Annotated in this window: 17 protein-coding genes; 8 read left to right on the top strand and 9 right to left on the bottom strand. The window is 57.6% G+C overall.

What is annotated here, in order from left to right:
- Window positions 1–137 precede the first annotated feature (137 nt).
- Genes leuS through FNL37_RS13480 form a run of 6 tightly spaced genes read left to right on the top strand, consistent with a single transcriptional unit; the run spans window position 138 to window position 6554 of the window.
- Window positions 138–2618 (top strand): leucine--tRNA ligase, encoded by a 2481-nt coding sequence (gene leuS, locus FNL37_RS13505; protein WP_159356485.1) that lies wholly within the window; start codon window positions 138–140, stop codon window positions 2616–2618.
- A 3-nt stretch (window positions 2619–2621) separates the two neighbouring features.
- On the top strand, window positions 2622–3170 hold the full coding sequence (locus FNL37_RS13500; RefSeq protein ID WP_342353789.1) for an LPS-assembly lipoprotein LptE: 549 nt from the start codon (window positions 2622–2624) through the stop codon (window positions 3168–3170).
- The gene (holA, locus tag FNL37_RS13495) at window positions 3170–4198 is read left to right on the top strand and encodes a DNA polymerase III subunit delta (protein ID WP_159356484.1); all 1029 of its coding nucleotides are present in this window, start codon (window positions 3170–3172) and stop codon (window positions 4196–4198) included. Before FNL37_RS13500 ends, holA begins: the two co-directional genes overlap by 1 nt.
- A 33-nt stretch (window positions 4199–4231) precedes the next feature.
- Window positions 4232–5488: a glutamate-5-semialdehyde dehydrogenase gene (locus FNL37_RS13490; protein ID WP_159356483.1), complete on the top strand. Its 1257-nt coding sequence runs from the start codon at window positions 4232–4234 to the stop codon at window positions 5486–5488.
- 27 nt (window positions 5489–5515) lie between these two features.
- Window positions 5516–6178 (top strand): nicotinate-nucleotide adenylyltransferase, encoded by a 663-nt coding sequence (nadD, locus tag FNL37_RS13485; protein WP_159356482.1) that lies wholly within the window; start codon window positions 5516–5518, stop codon window positions 6176–6178.
- 55 nt (window positions 6179–6233) lie between these two features.
- Window positions 6234–6554: a hypothetical protein gene (locus tag FNL37_RS13480; protein ID WP_159356481.1), complete on the top strand. Its 321-nt coding sequence runs from the start codon at window positions 6234–6236 to the stop codon at window positions 6552–6554.
- A gap of 48 nt (window positions 6555–6602) precedes the next feature.
- Here FNL37_RS13480 and bioD read toward each other — a convergent pair whose 3' ends face one another.
- The 6 genes from bioD to FNL37_RS13450 are packed head-to-tail and all read right to left on the bottom strand — an operon-like array spanning window position 6603 to window position 11627.
- Window positions 6603–7331 (bottom strand): dethiobiotin synthase, encoded by a 729-nt coding sequence (bioD, locus tag FNL37_RS13475; RefSeq protein ID WP_159356480.1) that lies wholly within the window; start codon window positions 7329–7331, stop codon window positions 6603–6605.
- Window positions 7332–7348: 17 nt separating this feature from the next.
- A complete protein-coding gene (gene bioC / locus FNL37_RS13470) occupies window positions 7349–8239 on the bottom strand; it encodes a malonyl-ACP O-methyltransferase BioC (RefSeq protein ID WP_159356479.1) in 891 nt (296 codons plus the stop codon).
- The gene (gene bioH / locus FNL37_RS13465; protein WP_159356478.1) at window positions 8236–9069 is read right to left on the bottom strand and encodes a pimeloyl-ACP methyl ester esterase BioH; all 834 of its coding nucleotides are present in this window, start codon (window positions 9067–9069) and stop codon (window positions 8236–8238) included. Before bioH ends, bioC begins: the two co-directional genes overlap by 4 nt.
- Window positions 9066–10238: an 8-amino-7-oxononanoate synthase gene (gene bioF / locus FNL37_RS13460; protein WP_159356477.1), complete on the bottom strand. Its 1173-nt coding sequence runs from the start codon at window positions 10236–10238 to the stop codon at window positions 9066–9068. Before bioF ends, bioH begins: the two co-directional genes overlap by 4 nt.
- A gap of 2 nt (window positions 10239–10240) precedes the next feature.
- Entirely contained in the window at window positions 10241–11233 is a 993-nt protein-coding gene (gene bioB / locus FNL37_RS13455; protein ID WP_013441394.1) for a biotin synthase BioB, read from the bottom strand.
- Window positions 11226–11627 carry a hypothetical protein gene (locus FNL37_RS13450; protein WP_013441393.1) on the bottom strand — a complete coding sequence of 134 codons (402 nt, stop codon included), beginning with the start codon at window positions 11625–11627 and terminating at the stop codon, window positions 11226–11228. The genes bioB and FNL37_RS13450 overlap by 8 nt, the downstream gene beginning before the upstream one ends.
- A gap of 66 nt (window positions 11628–11693) precedes the next feature.
- Between FNL37_RS13450 and FNL37_RS13445 the strand changes: the two genes are divergently transcribed.
- Both FNL37_RS13445 and trmL read left to right on the top strand, forming a co-directional pair.
- Window positions 11694–12377 carry a ComFC family protein gene (locus FNL37_RS13445; protein ID WP_159356476.1) on the top strand — a complete coding sequence of 228 codons (684 nt, stop codon included), beginning with the start codon at window positions 11694–11696 and terminating at the stop codon, window positions 12375–12377.
- A 96-nt stretch (window positions 12378–12473) separates the two neighbouring features.
- On the top strand, window positions 12474–12938 hold the full coding sequence (trmL, locus tag FNL37_RS13440) for a tRNA (uridine(34)/cytosine(34)/5-carboxymethylaminomethyluridine(34)-2'-O)-methyltransferase TrmL (protein ID WP_159356475.1): 465 nt from the start codon (window positions 12474–12476) through the stop codon (window positions 12936–12938).
- A gap of 96 nt (window positions 12939–13034) precedes the next feature.
- Here the strand turns inward: trmL and FNL37_RS13435 are convergent, their stop codons facing one another.
- Genes FNL37_RS13435 through secB form a run of 3 tightly spaced genes read right to left on the bottom strand, consistent with a single transcriptional unit; the run spans window position 13035 to window position 14942 of the window.
- Window positions 13035–14024: an NAD(P)H-dependent glycerol-3-phosphate dehydrogenase gene (locus FNL37_RS13435; protein ID WP_013441386.1), complete on the bottom strand. Its 990-nt coding sequence runs from the start codon at window positions 14022–14024 to the stop codon at window positions 13035–13037.
- Complete coding sequence (locus FNL37_RS13430) at window positions 14024–14479, bottom strand: SH3 domain-containing protein (RefSeq protein WP_159356474.1); 456 nt, start codon at window positions 14477–14479, stop codon at window positions 14024–14026. Before FNL37_RS13430 ends, FNL37_RS13435 begins: the two co-directional genes overlap by 1 nt.
- On the bottom strand, window positions 14460–14942 hold the full coding sequence (gene secB / locus FNL37_RS13425; protein WP_013441384.1) for a protein-export chaperone SecB: 483 nt from the start codon (window positions 14940–14942) through the stop codon (window positions 14460–14462). Before secB ends, FNL37_RS13430 begins: the two co-directional genes overlap by 20 nt.
- Between the last annotated feature and the right edge of the window lie 22 nt (window positions 14943–14964).

Here is a 14964-nt window from a genome sequence, read left to right as displayed (position 1 = left end):
TTCAGCAAAAAGCCCGCTTGCGCGGGCTTTTTTTCATGGTGCATGCAGGCGCATGTTTTTACGCCGCAGTCTGACATGGCATACGGCTTCAAGGTATAATTTTAGCTTTATAAATCATTACAAAAGCCCACGTCCTCATGCAGCAGCAGTATCCTTTCCGCGAAATTGAACAACAGGCCCAGCAATACTGGGAAACACATCAGACATTTGCCGCCAGCGAGCAAAGCGACAAGCCAAAATACTATTGCCTGTCGATGTTCCCCTACCCCAGCGGCCGCCTGCACATGGGCCATGTGCGCAACTACACGATTGGTGACGTATTAAGCCGTTTTCACCGCATGAAAGGCTTCAATGTCATGCAGCCCATGGGCTGGGATGCTTTCGGCCTGCCTGCGGAAAATGCCGCGATCAAGAATAACGTGGCGCCAGCTGGCTGGACCTATAGCAATATCGAGCACATGAAAACCCAGCTGAAATCGCTGGGCCTGGGCATAGACTGGCAGCGCGAAATCGCCACCTGCAAACCGGAATACTATCGCTGGGAACAATGGCTGTTTACCGAGCTGTTCAAGAAAGGCCTGATCTACAAAAAAACGGCCACGGTGAACTGGGATCCGGTAGACCAGACCGTACTTGCCAATGAGCAGGTGATTGATGGTCGTGGCTGGCGTTCCGGCGCGATTGTTGAGAAGCGCGACATCCCCCAGTACTTCATGAAGATTACCGCCTATGCCGATGAGCTGCTGGCAGACCTCGACAAGCTGGAAGGCTGGCCTGAGCAGGTGAAGACCATGCAGCGCAACTGGATAGGCAAGAGCTACGGCTGTGAAGTCGAGTTCCCCATCCTGGATGCGGCAGGCAATGCCACCGCGGAAACGCTCAAGGTGTACACCACCCGCCCAGATACACTGATGGGCGCCACCTATGTGGCCGTGGCCGCCGAGCACGCACTGGCTACCCAGGCGGCGGCCAACAACCCTGCCCTGCAGGCCTTTATTGCTGAATGCAAGATGGGCAGCGTGGCCGAAGCCGACCTTGCTACTGCCGAGAAAAAAGGCATGGCGACTGGCTTGTTTGTTGCCCACCCTTTGACCGGCGAAAAGCTGCCGGTGTGGATCGCCAATTACGTGCTGATCAGCTACGGCGAAGGCGCGGTAATGGCCGTGCCAGCCCATGACGAGCGCGACTTCGAATTTGCAGGCAAATATGAGCTGCCGGTCAAAGCCGTGATTCGCCCCGTCGACGGCGAACTCAGCCTGCCACTGACCGCCGCCTATACTGAGCACGGCGTGCTGTTTGCCTCGGGCGAGTTTGACGGACTGGATTTTGATAGCGCCTCCGCCGCCATTGCCGCCGCGCTCAGCGCCAAGAATCTTGGCAAGCGCCGCACGCAATACCGCCTGCGCGACTGGGGTATCTCACGTCAGCGTTATTGGGGTTGCCCTATCCCCATCATTCACTGCGACAGCTGTGGCGAGGTACCCGTGCCCGCCGACCAGCTGCCGGTAGTATTGCCGGAAGATGTGGTGATGGATGGCGTCGGTTCGCCGATCAAGAAAGACCCCGGCTTCTACGAAACCACCTGCCCCACTTGTGGCGGCAAGGCCACGCGCGAAACGGACACGCTGGATACCTTCTTCGAATCCTCATGGTATTACGCGCGCTATGCGAGCTTTGATGCGGACAAGGCCATGGTCGACGAGCGTGCCAACTACTGGCTGCCGGTGGATCAATACATAGGCGGGATTGAGCATGCCATTCTGCATTTGCTGTATGCGCGCTTCTTCAACAAGCTGATGCGCGATGTCGGCCTGCTCAAGAACGACGAACCGTTCAACAAGCTGCTGACACAAGGCATGGTGCTGAAAGATGGCAGCAAGATGTCGAAGTCCAAGGGCAATACGGTGGATCCGCAAGCCCTGATTGAGCAATACGGCGCTGATACTGCCCGCCTGTTCATGATGTTTGCGGCCCCACCCGAGCAAAGCCTGGAATGGTCAGACGCTGGCGTGGAAGGCGCGCACCGCTTCCTGAAACGCGTATGGGCTGCCGTGGCCGCCCATGTGGAACAAGGCGTAGTGTCGGCATATAGCGCCGCCACATCGACTGGCGAACTGAACGCAGAATTGAAAACCCTGCGCCGCCAGTTGCACCTGACCATCGAAAAAATCAGCGATGATTATGGTCGCCGTCATGCCTTCAACACCGCGATTGCCGCCGTGATGGAGCTGATGAATGCCTATGCCAAGCTGGAAGGACAAGACGATGTGACGCGCAGCGTGCGCCAGGAAGTACTGGAACATGCCATCCTGTTGCTGTCGCCGATTGTGCCGCATATCAGTCAGGCCCTGTGGAGCGAACTTAAACCCGGTAGCCAGATTGTCGATGCTGCATGGCCGGTGGCCGATCAGGCTGCCCTGGTGCAGGATGACATCACGCTGGTCTTGCAGGTGAACGGCAAGCTGCGTGGCAACATGACCGTGCCCAAAACGCTGGACAAAGCCAGCATCGAGCAACTGGCCCTGCAACATGAAAGCTTGCAAAAACACCTGGCCGAAGGCACTGTACGCAAGATCATTGTGGTACCGAACAAACTCGTCAACATTGTAGTGGGATAGTCCATGCACAGAATGCGTAACGGCGTTAACCCTTTCATTGGCTCCGGATTTTCCGGCCTCTCCATACTGCTCTTGCTGATCAGTATGGTGCTGGCCGGCTGCGGCTTTCAGATGCGCGGCACCGCCGACCTGGCATTCAAGAACCTGTACATGACAGGCGTCAATACCAGCATAGACAGGCCTCTGAAAAAAGCCCTGGCCGTCAACGGCGTGACCATCGTGCCGGATAAGGAAAACGCCGAGCTGATGCTGGAGATGGTGGGCGAAAAAACGGAAAAGCGCATTCTGTCCCTGAGCGGTACCGGTCTGGTACGAGAATTTGATCTCTACTATCGCGTCTATTTCCGCCTGAAAGACCCGGACAGCGAATTGTGGGGCAAGGAGCAAATGATTGAACAACGCCGCGATTACTCCTACAGCGATGCCGAATTGCTGGCCAAGCAGGGCGAAGAGCAACGCCTGTATGACGACATGCGCGCCGAGGCTGCCCGCGAACTGCTGCGCCGCCTGATTGTGCAAAAACCAGGCAATCTGCAAGCACCCAAGCTCTGATGCGTTTACCGGCAGAGCAACTCGCCAAGCATCTTGAAAAGGGCCTGGAGCCCATCTATGTGCTGACCGGCGACGAACCTTTGGCCCAGCGCGAGTGTCTGGATGCCATACGTGCCAAGGCACGTGCACTGGGCTTTGATGAACGCACCAGCCTGACCGTGGAGCGCAATTTCAACTGGCAGCAGATTGCCGCATTTGGTCAGTCGATTTCGCTGTTTGCCAGCCAGCGCATACTGGAATTGCACATTCCCTCCGGCAAGCCTGGCACCGATGGCGGCAAGGCATTGCAGGCCATGGCAGCCAAACCGCTGCCCGATGCGGTCACCATCATCATCCTGCCCAAGCTGGATCGCGATGGAAAGAACAGTGCCTGGTTCAGCGCCCTTGAAAATGCGGCAGTCACCCTGACCTTGCAGGAAGTGGAGGCTGCTCAGCTACCGCAATGGATTGCGCGCAGGCTGGCCTTGCAGCAGCAAGAGACCGATCAGGCCACACTGGAGTTTCTGGCGCATCAGGTGGAAGGCAATCTCCTGGCGGCACATCAGGAAATCCAGAAACTGGGGCTCCTGTATCCGGCGGGACCACTTGCTGCTGAAGTCGTACGCGATGCCGTCTTGAATGTATCGCGCTACGATGCGTTTCAACTTGGCGAAGCCGTACTGGCCGGTGATACCGAACGCACGGTGCGGATACTGCAAGGCTTGCGCGATGAGGGCGTGCAGCCTATCGCGGTCATGAATCCGCTGCTGTGGGTGCTGAGGCCGCTGGTACGCGTGAAAGAAGCCGAAACGCGCGGCGAGAATCTGAATCAGGCCATGCAGCAAGCGCGCATTTACGGCGACCGGCAGGCCCTGACCCGACGAGCGCTGGCGAGACTGAGCCTGCGGCAACTGCAAGCCGCCCTGCACAAGCTGGCCGAGATCGACAAAACTGCCAAGGGCCTGATCCGTCAGGATGCCTGGCTGGAAATATCACGCCTGTGCTTCGGCCTGGCAAAAGTAAGCAGCCGCGCAGCACGGCGCACATAAGAACATGCTGCATCAGGCAGCATAGAGGACACCATGGATATCAAACATTACATGCAACAGGTAGGTCAGCAGGCACGGCAGGCATCACGTGCCATGGCCCGTGCCGATACCAACACCAAAAACCTGGCGCTAGTCACCATCGCCCAGGCCATACGGCGCCATCAGGCTGCCCTGCTGGCCGCCAACCAGGCGGATCTGGATCGCGCCAAGGCCAATGGCATGGAAGCCGCCATGCTGGATCGCCTGGCCTTGAGCGAAAAATCCATCGCTACCATGGCAGAGGGCCTGGAGCAGATCGCCTCCCTGCCCGACCCTATCGGCGAAATGACCGACTTCAAATACCGCCCTTCTGGCATCCAGATCGGACGCATGCGCGTGCCGCTGGGCGTCATCGGCATCATTTATGAGGCCCGCCCAAATGTGACGGTGGATGCTGCCGGACTGTGCATCAAGTCTGGCAATGCCGCCATCCTGCGCGGTGGCTCCGAAGCCATTGAGTGCAATCGCGCCCTGGCCAAACTGGTGCACGAAGGCCTGCATGCGGCTGGCCTGCCTGCCGCGGCCGTGCAAGTGGTGGAAACCACGGACCGTGCCGCCGTAGGCGAGTTGATCACCATGAAAGAATACGTGGATGTGATTGTGCCACGCGGTGGCAAGGGGCTGATTGAGCGCATCTCCAACGAAGCGCGCATTCCTGTCATCAAGCATCTGGATGGCAATTGCCATGTCTATGTGGATGACAGCGCCGACCTCGACAAGGCCGTGCGCATACTGGAAAACGCCAAGACCCAGCGCCTGGGCACCTGCAACACGGCGGAATCCCTGCTGGTCGCGCGCGGCATTGCAGCTGAAGCCCTCCCAAGGCTGGCCGCCATGCTGCTCGCCAAAGGTGTGGAAATCCGCGGCTGCGATGAAACGCGTGCGCTTGTGCCTGAAGCCAAGGCCGCGACCGAAGAGGATTACTACACCGAATACCTGGCCGCGATCATTTCATGCAAGGTAGTCGCGGATGTGGATGAGGCCATTGCCCATATCAACCAGTATTCCTCGCAGCATACCGAAGCCATTGTCACGGAAAACTACACCCGTGCGCGGCAGTTCCTGCGTGAAGTGGATTCCAGCAGCGTCATGGTCAATGCATCACCACGCTTTGCCGATGGCTTTGAATATGGGCTGGGAGCCGAAATCGGCATCTCGACCGACAAGCTGCATGCCCGTGGCCCTGTGGGTCTTGAGGGGCTGACCTCACTCAAATACGTGGTGTTCGGCGACGGCCAGGTCAGGGCCTGATCCTCCATCCAGCATGAAACCCCGCCCATGAAATCCCCCGCAGTCATTGGCATTCTGGGCGGCACCTTCAACCCGCTGCATCTGGGACATTTACGCATGGCGGAGGAGCTGGCCGATGCCATCGGCCTGGAGCAGGTGCGCTTTATGCCTGCCGCGCATCCGCCGCACCGTGCGGAGCCCGAGGTGAGTTCGGCGCATCGCGTCGCCATGGTCCAGCTGGGCATCGCGGGCAATCCACGCTTTGTATTAGATACACGCGAGCTGGAACGCTCCGGGCACTCCTACACCATTGACTCCCTGATATCGCTGAGAACCGAGCTGGGCGAGCAAGTGTCACTATGCTGGCTGCTGGGCAGCGATGCCTTTTTGGGTTTATCCAGCTGGCATCGCTGGCAAGAACTGCTGGAGTATTGTCACCTGGTCGTGGCCTATCGGCCCGGCCCGGCCGAAATCCATGCTGACCTCAGCCCCGAACTGCGCAGCCTGCTCGGCAAACGCCAGACCCACGACACCGCCCGCTTGCACCAGAAACCCGCCGGGCATATTTACCTGCAGGACATCACCGCGCTGGATATTTCAGCCACCCATATACGCGCCACGCTTGAGCAAGGCTTGAGTGTGCGCTATCTGCTACCGGACAATGTGCTGGCATACATCAACCAGCACAAGCTTTATCGGGATAACGGCTAAGTCTGACCTGTTTAAAAAAATCAAATATAGTCAGATAAAGAAAAAAGGAGGCTGCATGTCGAGCATCGCACTATGGAAATTGGCGCTATCTATTGGATTGGGTTTGTGCATCAGTGTGTTGGCAGTGATTGATCCAACCAAACCAATTATTTTAGCCAGCATTGCCCTTCTTGCTTCCCTTTCTTACCTGGGATACAAAGAGTCTCTAGATGGAAAGACCTCTTACCCCGCTACCTTCGCGGCAATTTTTCTTACCCAAAGACTGAACTCGTTCATAAAGCCTCAGGCAGGCGAGCTAATAGGCTTAATTTATGCATTCAGCCTAATAACCATTGGTTTCTCAGTATTAAAAATCTATCAACTTCGCCGAGTCTAGATGTAATTCAAGCAGGGCTTTAAGAGCATGCCAAAGTTTTTAGCTAGTCTAATCCGTAAGTGTTGAGAGATTGAGCAGAGAAGCGACTCGCCGAAAATCCGGCTGATGCGACGTCACTAAATCAGAACTAGCACCAGCCTGCCACGGCACAATCCCCAGACAAGGTGCCTGTAGTCGTTGCTGCAAGGCAGCGATATTTTCTAGCGGCATCGCCATGCCGGGATCAATGTGGTTGCCCACCCAGCCATGCAGGCGCAGACCACGCGACAATATCGCCTCCTGCGTCAGCAAGGCATGGTTCAGGCAGCCGAGTCGCAAACCCACCACCAGGATGACGGGCAAGCCCAGCGCCACCGCAAGGTCCGCCGTATCCAAGGTATCGCCCAGCGGCACGCAAAAGCCGCCCACCCCTTCCACAATCACACGCTCCGCCTCAGCCTGCAAGCCATGAAAGTTCTGCAACAGCACATCAAGCACGATCGGGCTATTCGCCTGTTGCGCCGCGATATGTGGCGCAACAGGCGGCATAAAGGCATAGGGATTGATGCGCTCGCGCGCCAAGGGCAGATTGCTGGCGGCGCGTAACATGGCGACATCGTCATTGTGCAGCTCGCCATCGCGCCACTCGCAGCCCGCGGCCACCGGCTTCATGCCAACCGACCGCAGGCCTTGCGCAGCAAAGCCATGCACTAGCGCACTGGAGATCAAGGTTTTACCGACGCCGGTATCGGTGCCGGTCACAAACCAGGCCTTGCTGTTATTGAGAGGATTCTGCATCTGGTGAATCAGGACGTTTATGTGGAAGAGGATGCGCGTGGACGAAACTGCACAGGCGACAGCCCATCTGGCAGCGCCACTCGGGCCTGGGGTTTCCAGGCATGGCCGTAGATTACCTCATAGGTGGCAGGCAGCTTGCCATCGCGCCGGAAAGATTCATAGCGTGCCTGCACCTGCTGCAGGAAGCCCCGCCCCTGCAAGCCGCGGTGGCGACCTTCGGCAGCATTATGAGCGCCTATGGCCTTGAGGTCGCGCATCACGCCCATGACGTCATCATAGGTCAGCTCGAAATACTCCACATCCAGCACCGGCGCATTAAAACCCGCCCGCACCAGGGCATCGCCAATATCATGCATATCGATGAAGCGGCTGACGGTGACATGGGTGTCGTCCTGGCGTGTCGCTGCGCGCAGTTCTTTCAGGGTGTCCGGCCCCAGCGTGCTGAACATCAGTAGCCCTTCCGGCTTCAACACGCGCTGTATCTCGCCAAACGCCTGATCAAGATCATTGCACCATTGAATCGCCATATTGGACCACACCAGGTCGATGCTGGCGGCGGCCAGGGGCAGGCGCTCAATATCCGCACACACCGCATGACGCCGGTCAAAGCCAAACAGCCGCTGCACCAGCGAGCGCGCCGCCATGGTTTTTTTAAGCATGCCCATGGCAATGTCCAGCGAGATCACCTGGCTCTGGCGGTAACGCGCAGATAAGGCCGCACTGGCGTGCCCCGTGCCACAGCCTGCATCCAGCACAGCCTGCGGGGCGAGCTTAACCAGATCCAGCCGTTCCAGCATGCGCTCGCGCACTTCGCGTTGCAGCAGGGCCGCCGCATCATAGGTGCCCGCGGCGCGGTCAAACGAGCGGCGCACACGGGCTTTGTCTATCAGATAAGCGTCGGTGGTCATGGCTGGCGCTCCAACGGATGGCCCGCTTTGCCCGGCTCAAGAAACTCGTCGATCGCGTGCACAAACTGCTCAGGGTGTGAGAGAAACGGCGCGTGCCCAGCGCCAGCAATGACGCGCAGGCGCCCAAATGGCAAATGTTGCGACAGCCAGTGGGCCGCTTGCACCGGCGCCAGGGTATCGCGATCCCCGTGAATCAGTAGCACGGGTTTGTGCAAATGCAGAATCTCGTGACGCAGGTCGTTTTCCAGCAGGATATGCAGTGCTTTCTGCAATGAACCCGCCGTTGGCACCGGTCGCTCGGAAAACGTCGAGCGTAGTTGTTTGACCGTGGCGCGGGCGTCGCTGGAACCCATGCATTGCAGCGTCAGGAACTTGATCAGCGTCGCATGGTAATCCGCATTCACCTGGCTGGCGAATTGATGAAACACGTCCGCGGCAATGCCGTACGACCAAGGGTCAGCTTTGGCATCTTCAGACGTCGCATTGTCGGAGTCCGCATTGACAAAGCGCGGCGAACTGCCGATCAGTATCATGCGCCGTACCACCTCAGGATGCGTGAGGGCCAGACGCATGGCTACCAGACCGCCCATGGACCAGCCGCAGATATCGGCATGCGTTGGCAACTGCGCCGCCAATGCCTCAGCAATGGCATGCAGATGCGCGGGCTCCAGCGGACGGCTGTGGCCCATGCCAGGCAGATCCACAATATGAAGCTGGTAATGCTGGCTGAGTTTTTTGATCAGCGGCTGCCAGACGCCACCATGCATGCCCCAGCCATGGATCAGCACCAGCGGATGACCAGCACCCTTAATTTCAATATGCAGGCTCATGCGGCAGACTCCAGTACCACCTCTGCTTCACGCAGAGCGTTTATCAAGGTATGTACATCCTGCTCACTATGCGCTGCCGAGAGCGAAACTCTCAAGCGAGCGGTGCCCTTGGGAACAGTAGGCGGCCTGATGGCAGGTACCAGCAGCCCGCGCGTGAGCAAATACTCACTGAGGCGCAATACCTCATCATTACTGCCAACAAGCAAAGGCTGTATGGCTGTTGCCGAGGGCATCCATTGCCAGCGACGAGGCGTATGGGTTTTAAGGACAGACATGAGATGCCGCAAATGCGCGCGGCGCTGTGGCTCGTCGTGGATGACGTTCAAGGCCTCCAGCAGCGCGGCAGCCAGTGGCGCCGGACTGGCCGTGGTATAGATATAGGTACGCGCCTGCTGCAGCAGATAATCGATCAGCACCGGCTCACCTGCCACAAATGCACCCGCCACACCCGCCGCCTTGCCCAGGGTTGCCATGTAAATGATGCGGGGCGAGGTGATATTGAAGTGCTCAAGGATGCCCGCACCGTGCTCGCCCAGCACGCCAAAGCCGTGCGCATCGTCCAGCATCAGCCAGGCATCGTAGCGTTCGCACAGGGCAAGAATTTCCGGCACCGGCGCAATATCGCCATCCATGCTGAACACCGCATCGACAAGTACCAGCTTGCGCCGTGCGCGGCTGGATGCCAGCAGCAATTCAAGGGCGGCCAGATCCTGATGCGGGTAGCGTTTGAATTCAGCACGCGATAACACCACGGCATCATTCAGCGAGGCATGGTTGAGCTTGTCGGCAAACACGGCGTCATCACGCCCCATCAGCGCAGCGACGACACCCATATTGGCCATGTAACCAGTGGAGAAAAGTAGCGCGGCAGGCAACCCCACAAAGCGGGCCAGCGCCTGCTCCAGTTCTTCATGCAAGGCGTGATGGCCGGTAATCAGGTGGGAGGCACCACTGCCAACACCTACCGCTTGGGTGGCCTGCTGCATGGCGGAGATCAGGCGTGGGTGATTGGCCAACCCTAGGTAGTCATTACTGGCAAACGATAGCAAGCGCTTACCGTTTGCCACTACCTCGGCGGCTTGCGGGCCTTGGATAACCCGTCGTTGGCGCCGCAAACCAGCAGAGGTACGCTCTGCCAGTTCAGCAGCCAGCTCGTCCAGCAAGGTCATGATCAGGCGGGATGCAGGCCCAGCTTGGCGAACAGTGCGCGATCGGCCTCGGCTTCAGGATTACCGGTCGTCAGCAGCTTTTCGCCGTAGAAAATGGAATTGGCACCCGCAATAAAGCACAGCGCCTGGATACCCTCATGCATGCTTTGACGGCCTGCAGACAGACGCACATAACTGCCAGGCATGGTAATGCGGGCAGCGGCGATGGTGCGCACAAACTCGAAAGGATCGAGCTCATCGGTGCCATGCAGCGGGGTACCTTCAACCTGGGTCAGCAGGTTGATCGGCACGCTTTCCGGTGGACGTTCCATATTGGCCAGTTGCGCCAGCAAACCGGCGCGCTGCACGCGGCTTTCGCCCATGCCGATAATGCCGCCGCAGCAGACATTGATATCGGCATCGCGCACACGATCCAGCGTGTCCAGCCGGTCCTGATATGTACGAGTGGTGATCACATCGCCATAAAACTCGGGCGCGGTATCCAGATTGTGGTTGTAGTAATCCAGACCGGCATCTTTCAGCTGTTCGGCCTGACCGTCTTTCAGCATGCCTAAAGTAGCGCAGGTTTCCAGCCCCATGGCTTTCACTTCGGCGATCATCTTGAGCACAGGCTCAAGGTCACGCTGTTTGGGACTGCGCCAGGCAGCGCCCATGCAGAAACGGCTGGCGCCATTTTCCTTGGCGGCCTTGGCGGCTTCCAGCACGGCGTCCAGCGCCATCAGAGGTTCGTTTTCAACATCGGTGTGGTAGCGGGCCGCTTGCGGACAGTAGCCGCAATCTTCCGAACAGCCACCGGTCTTGATCGACAGCAGCGTGCTGACTTGCACGGCATTCGGGTCAAAATTCTGGCGGTGCACGGTTTGTGCCCGGTGAATCAGATCACTGAAGGGCATTTCAAACAGCTCGACAATCTGGGCGACCGTCCAGCGTTTTTCAGCCTCGACGACCGGTGTATTTTTCTTGATGCTGTTCGCATCCACTGCAACTTCAAGCATTGTCTACCTCTACATTCATTTCTTGCCAGGAATCATTCTTCGCGCGCAACAAATCCCGCACGCCCAAAGGCACCACCACCAGGAAACATCCCAACCAGATAAACCCCATCAAATGTGGCCAGCCGCCTGCCATTTTTGCCAGTTGGGGACTAAAATTCAGAATCACGACCAGCGTGCCGACCACGCCGTAAAAGCGGTATCCAGAGAAACGGATGTAATCACAGATCTTGGGATTGGGATGATTGGCCGCCGCCGCGTATACAAAGATGGAAGCCGCCAGCCACAACAGCATCGGGATAATCGCTGGCAACAAAAGCACCGCGATGATGGAAAAGAAGGTAAACATCTGCGCAGCCCGAATCTGCTGCTTGACGGTAATCACTTTGGTAGCCATGTATATACCTCGCTATGTCGTGTCCGCCATTATACTTGTCGATTAAATGCCAGTCACCTTTAAAACATGTGCTCATTTTTTAGTCATATGCTGACGCAGGAGTGTTTGTTGTGCACCGCAGCCGACGGCGGTGATCTGGGATTGTGCGCGTCCTGCCAACAGGACCTGCCCTGGCACAAAGCTCCCTGCTGTCCGCAATGCGCTCTGCCCTCCAGCCAGAGCTTGCTGTGCGGCCATTGCCTGACCTCGCCACCGGCGTTCGACCATACCCATGCCCTGCTCCGCTATGACTTTCCGCTGGATGCCATGCTGCAAGGCTACAAATACCGCGACATGCTGCATATGGCCCGCGTATTCGGCCATCTGTTGTCGGAGTCAGTGAGCGCGCGACCACGACCTGACCGCCTGATCCCCATGCCGCTGCACCCGCTGCGCCTGCGGGAACGCGGCTACAACCAGTCACTGGAAGTCGCCCGCATTATCAGCAAGGCTTTGGATATAGCGCTGGATTACAGCAGCTGCGAACGCATCAAGTTCACGCCGCCACAAGCCAGCCTGCCGCTGAAAGCGCGCGCCAGCAACATGAAAGGCGCGTTTGCCTGCCATGCTTCGCTAGCTGGTGAGCGCGTGGTGCTATTGGATGACGTGATGACGACTGGCGCCAGTTTGCAGGCATTGGCCAAAGCCATTAAAAAAGCAGGTGCAGCCGAAGTGGAATGCTGGGTGATAGCGCGGACACTACCAAGATAAGCAAAACAAATTCATTTCTGTCCATCACAATCCACTTCCGCAGCTGAATATGCGGGCTCGTGTAAAATGCCGTTCACTTATTAGCGTGTACTCATCATGTTCGACATCGTGCTTTATCAACCGGAAATCCCGCCCAATACCGGCAACATCATCCGCCTGTGTGCCAATACCGGCACGCGCCTGCATCTGGTAAAACCGCTGGGCTTCAGCCTGGAAGACAAACAATTAAAACGGGCCGGCCTGGACTATCACGAGTATGCCAATATGCAGGTGCATGAGAATTGGGAAGCCTGTTGCGCCGCGCTGGCGGGGCGCCGCATGTTTGCGTTGACCACCAAGGGCAGCACGCGTCATAGCACCATTGCCTTTCAGGAGGGCGATGTGTTTGTCTTCGGGCCGGAAACCCGTGGGCTCCCGGAAGAAATACGGGATCAATTCACCCCGGAGCACCGCGTCCGCCTGCCTATGATGCCGAATAACCGCAGCCTGAATTTATCAAACTCCGCAGCGGTGCTGCTGTACGAGGCCTGGCGGCAACACGATTTTGCCGGCGCCGTTTAAGCGCGTTTGCGGTTTGTCATCTGTATAAAAAAAACAGGCTGGCGAAATGCCAGCCTGTTTTTTTTTGACTCAAAATTTATCTCGCCCGCCCCTGCCTCAAACCGACTCCGGTTTCTGCTCCCGGCTCAGCAGGCTTTCCACCGCGACACGTGGCGATTTGCCATGCGACAGCACCTGATCAACCTCGGCGGTAAGAGGCATATCCACGCCCATCAGTTTGGCACGTCGCACCACTTCACGCGTGGTGTTCACGCCTTCTGCCACATGACCCAGGCTTTGCAGAATCTCGGGCAGCTTGCGGCCTGAAGCCAGTTGCAAGCCCACTTCGCGGTTACGCGAATATTGGCCGGTACAGGTCAGTATCAGGTCACCAGCCCCGGCCAGGCCCATAAACGTTTCTTTTTTGGCGCCCAGGCTTACGCCGAAACGCGTCATCTCGGCAAGTCCACGGGTGATGAGCGCAGCACGGGCATTATTGCCAAAGTCCATGCCATCGCTGATGCCTGCGGCAATCGCCATGACGTTTTTCAAAGCACCACCTACGGATGCGCCCACCACGTCATCGCTGGAATACACCCGGAAACTGCCGCCGTGCATGACGCTCGCGGCTTCGCGAGCGAAATCGGCATCATTGGCGGCCAATGTCACTGCGGTAGGCAAACCACGTACCAATTCCGCAGCAAAGCTGGGGCCGGAAAGCGCACCCCATGGATGTTGCGGACCCAGTTCGTCCATTGCCACCTCATGTGGCAGCTTGGCCGTTTCCGGTTCCAGGCCTTTGTTAGCCCACACCACCGGCAACTTGCAATCAAGCGCTTTCAGGGCTTGCAGCGTAGTTCGAAAGGCTGCGGTAGGCACGACAGACAGCACGAGATCAGAATGGGCTACCGCACGGCCAAGATCCCCTTCAATGCTCAGGTTGTCATTAAACTTGAAATCGCCGAGATAGCGCGGATTGGCACGCGCCCGTTTCATGCCGGAGACATGCTCCGGGTTATGTGCCCACAGCACCACGGGGTGCTGTATGCTGATTTGCATGGCAAGCGCCGTTCCCCAGGCGCCCGCCCCCAATACGGTAACTTTCATTAATATCCCCAGACGGCGGTTGTGGGCAGATACCCTACCAGCCCGTCACGATGACGCACCTTGATCCAGCCGTTGCCGCTCATTTCGAGCATATCCAGCACTACATCCTTTTCTACCGTTCCCACCACACTCGAGGCGGCGTCGGCAGATTGCTGAATGGAGGCCTGTGTCGCAATTACGATCACGGTACGCTTGGTCGCCAGTTGCTTGGCTTCTATCCAGTTGAGGCCGCCACGGTTATCGCGCACCTTGATCCAGTCACCAAGGTTGACGATCACCTCCAGCGGGTAACCCTGCCAGATGACATAGAGCTTTTTACCCTGACCGGAAGGAGCATCGTAAAGGATGGCGCGCGGAACCGCGACAGAACGGTATTCCAGCGCTGAAGCCACCGAGGGCGCCAACGCCAGAATCATGGCAATGGAAAGTAAAACCTTAGTGGGTCGTTGAACCATTCGCTTGCGCAGCCTGTTCCTGCTTTTGTTGGGCGTACAGGGCTTCGAAGTTAATCGGATTCAGCAGTACTGGTGGGAAACCAGCGCGGGTGGAAATATCGGAAACCGCTTCGCGCAGGTAAGGGAACAGAATGTTCGGGCAAGTCACGCTCAGGATGATTTCCAGGTTTTCTTGAGGAACATTGCGAATCTGGAAAATACCGGCTTGTGCCACTTCGATCAGGAATACGGTCTTGTCTTCCACCTTGGAGGTCACTGTCACGGTGGTCAGCACCTGATAGATGCCATCTTCCACGGCACTGGCGCTGTTGCTCAGCTCAATGCCCACTTGTGGGGCTTCGCGCTGAATGAATACCTGAGGTGCGTTAGGGATCTCGAGGGAGATATCCTTCACGTAGATTTTTTCAATGCTGAAACCAGGTTGATTGTCTTGATCCTGAGCTACTGCTTGTTCTTCGGCCATGATGTTTCCTAATGGGAGCAAA

This window comes from Methylovorus glucosotrophus (assembly GCF_009858335.1).
In the GTDB taxonomy this organism is placed as follows: domain Bacteria; phylum Pseudomonadota; class Gammaproteobacteria; order Burkholderiales; family Methylophilaceae; genus Methylovorus; species Methylovorus glucosotrophus.
The sequence above is the reverse complement of the archived record's forward strand: the minus strand, read 5'-3'. Positions and strand labels throughout refer to the sequence as shown.

What these genes read in the sequence shown, in the direction of transcription:
- leuS (WP_159356485.1), top strand. Translation starts at nt 138, where the DNA reads ATGCAGCAGCAGTATCCTTTCCGCGAAATTGAACAACAGGCCCAGCAA.
- FNL37_RS13500 (WP_342353789.1), top strand. Translation starts at nt 2,622, where the DNA reads ATGCACAGAATGCGTAACGGCGTTAACCCTTTCATTGGCTCCGGATTT.
- holA (WP_159356484.1), top strand. Translation starts at nt 3,170, where the DNA reads ATGCGTTTACCGGCAGAGCAACTCGCCAAGCATCTTGAAAAGGGCCTG.
- FNL37_RS13490 (WP_159356483.1), top strand. Translation starts at nt 4,232, where the DNA reads ATGGATATCAAACATTACATGCAACAGGTAGGTCAGCAGGCACGGCAG.
- nadD (WP_159356482.1), top strand. Translation starts at nt 5,516, where the DNA reads ATGAAATCCCCCGCAGTCATTGGCATTCTGGGCGGCACCTTCAACCCG.
- FNL37_RS13480 (WP_159356481.1), top strand. Translation starts at nt 6,234, where the DNA reads ATGTCGAGCATCGCACTATGGAAATTGGCGCTATCTATTGGATTGGGT.
- bioD (WP_159356480.1), bottom strand. Translation starts at nt 7,331, where the DNA reads ATGCAGAATCCTCTCAATAACAGCAAGGCCTGGTTTGTGACCGGCACC.
- bioC (WP_159356479.1), bottom strand. Translation starts at nt 8,239, where the DNA reads ATGACCACCGACGCTTATCTGATAGACAAAGCCCGTGTGCGCCGCTCG.
- bioH (WP_159356478.1), bottom strand. Translation starts at nt 9,069, where the DNA reads ATGAGCCTGCATATTGAAATTAAGGGTGCTGGTCATCCGCTGGTGCTG.
- bioF (WP_159356477.1), bottom strand. Translation starts at nt 10,238, where the DNA reads ATGACCTTGCTGGACGAGCTGGCTGCTGAACTGGCAGAGCGTACCTCT.
- bioB (WP_013441394.1), bottom strand. Translation starts at nt 11,233, where the DNA reads ATGCTTGAAGTTGCAGTGGATGCGAACAGCATCAAGAAAAATACACCG.
- FNL37_RS13450 (WP_013441393.1), bottom strand. Translation starts at nt 11,627, where the DNA reads ATGGCTACCAAAGTGATTACCGTCAAGCAGCAGATTCGGGCTGCGCAG.
- FNL37_RS13445 (WP_159356476.1), top strand. Translation starts at nt 11,694, where the DNA reads ATGTGCTCATTTTTTAGTCATATGCTGACGCAGGAGTGTTTGTTGTGC.
- trmL (WP_159356475.1), top strand. Translation starts at nt 12,474, where the DNA reads ATGTTCGACATCGTGCTTTATCAACCGGAAATCCCGCCCAATACCGGC.
- FNL37_RS13435 (WP_013441386.1), bottom strand. Translation starts at nt 14,024, where the DNA reads ATGAAAGTTACCGTATTGGGGGCGGGCGCCTGGGGAACGGCGCTTGCC.
- FNL37_RS13430 (WP_159356474.1), bottom strand. Translation starts at nt 14,479, where the DNA reads ATGGTTCAACGACCCACTAAGGTTTTACTTTCCATTGCCATGATTCTG.
- secB (WP_013441384.1), bottom strand. Translation starts at nt 14,942, where the DNA reads ATGGCCGAAGAACAAGCAGTAGCTCAGGATCAAGACAATCAACCTGGT.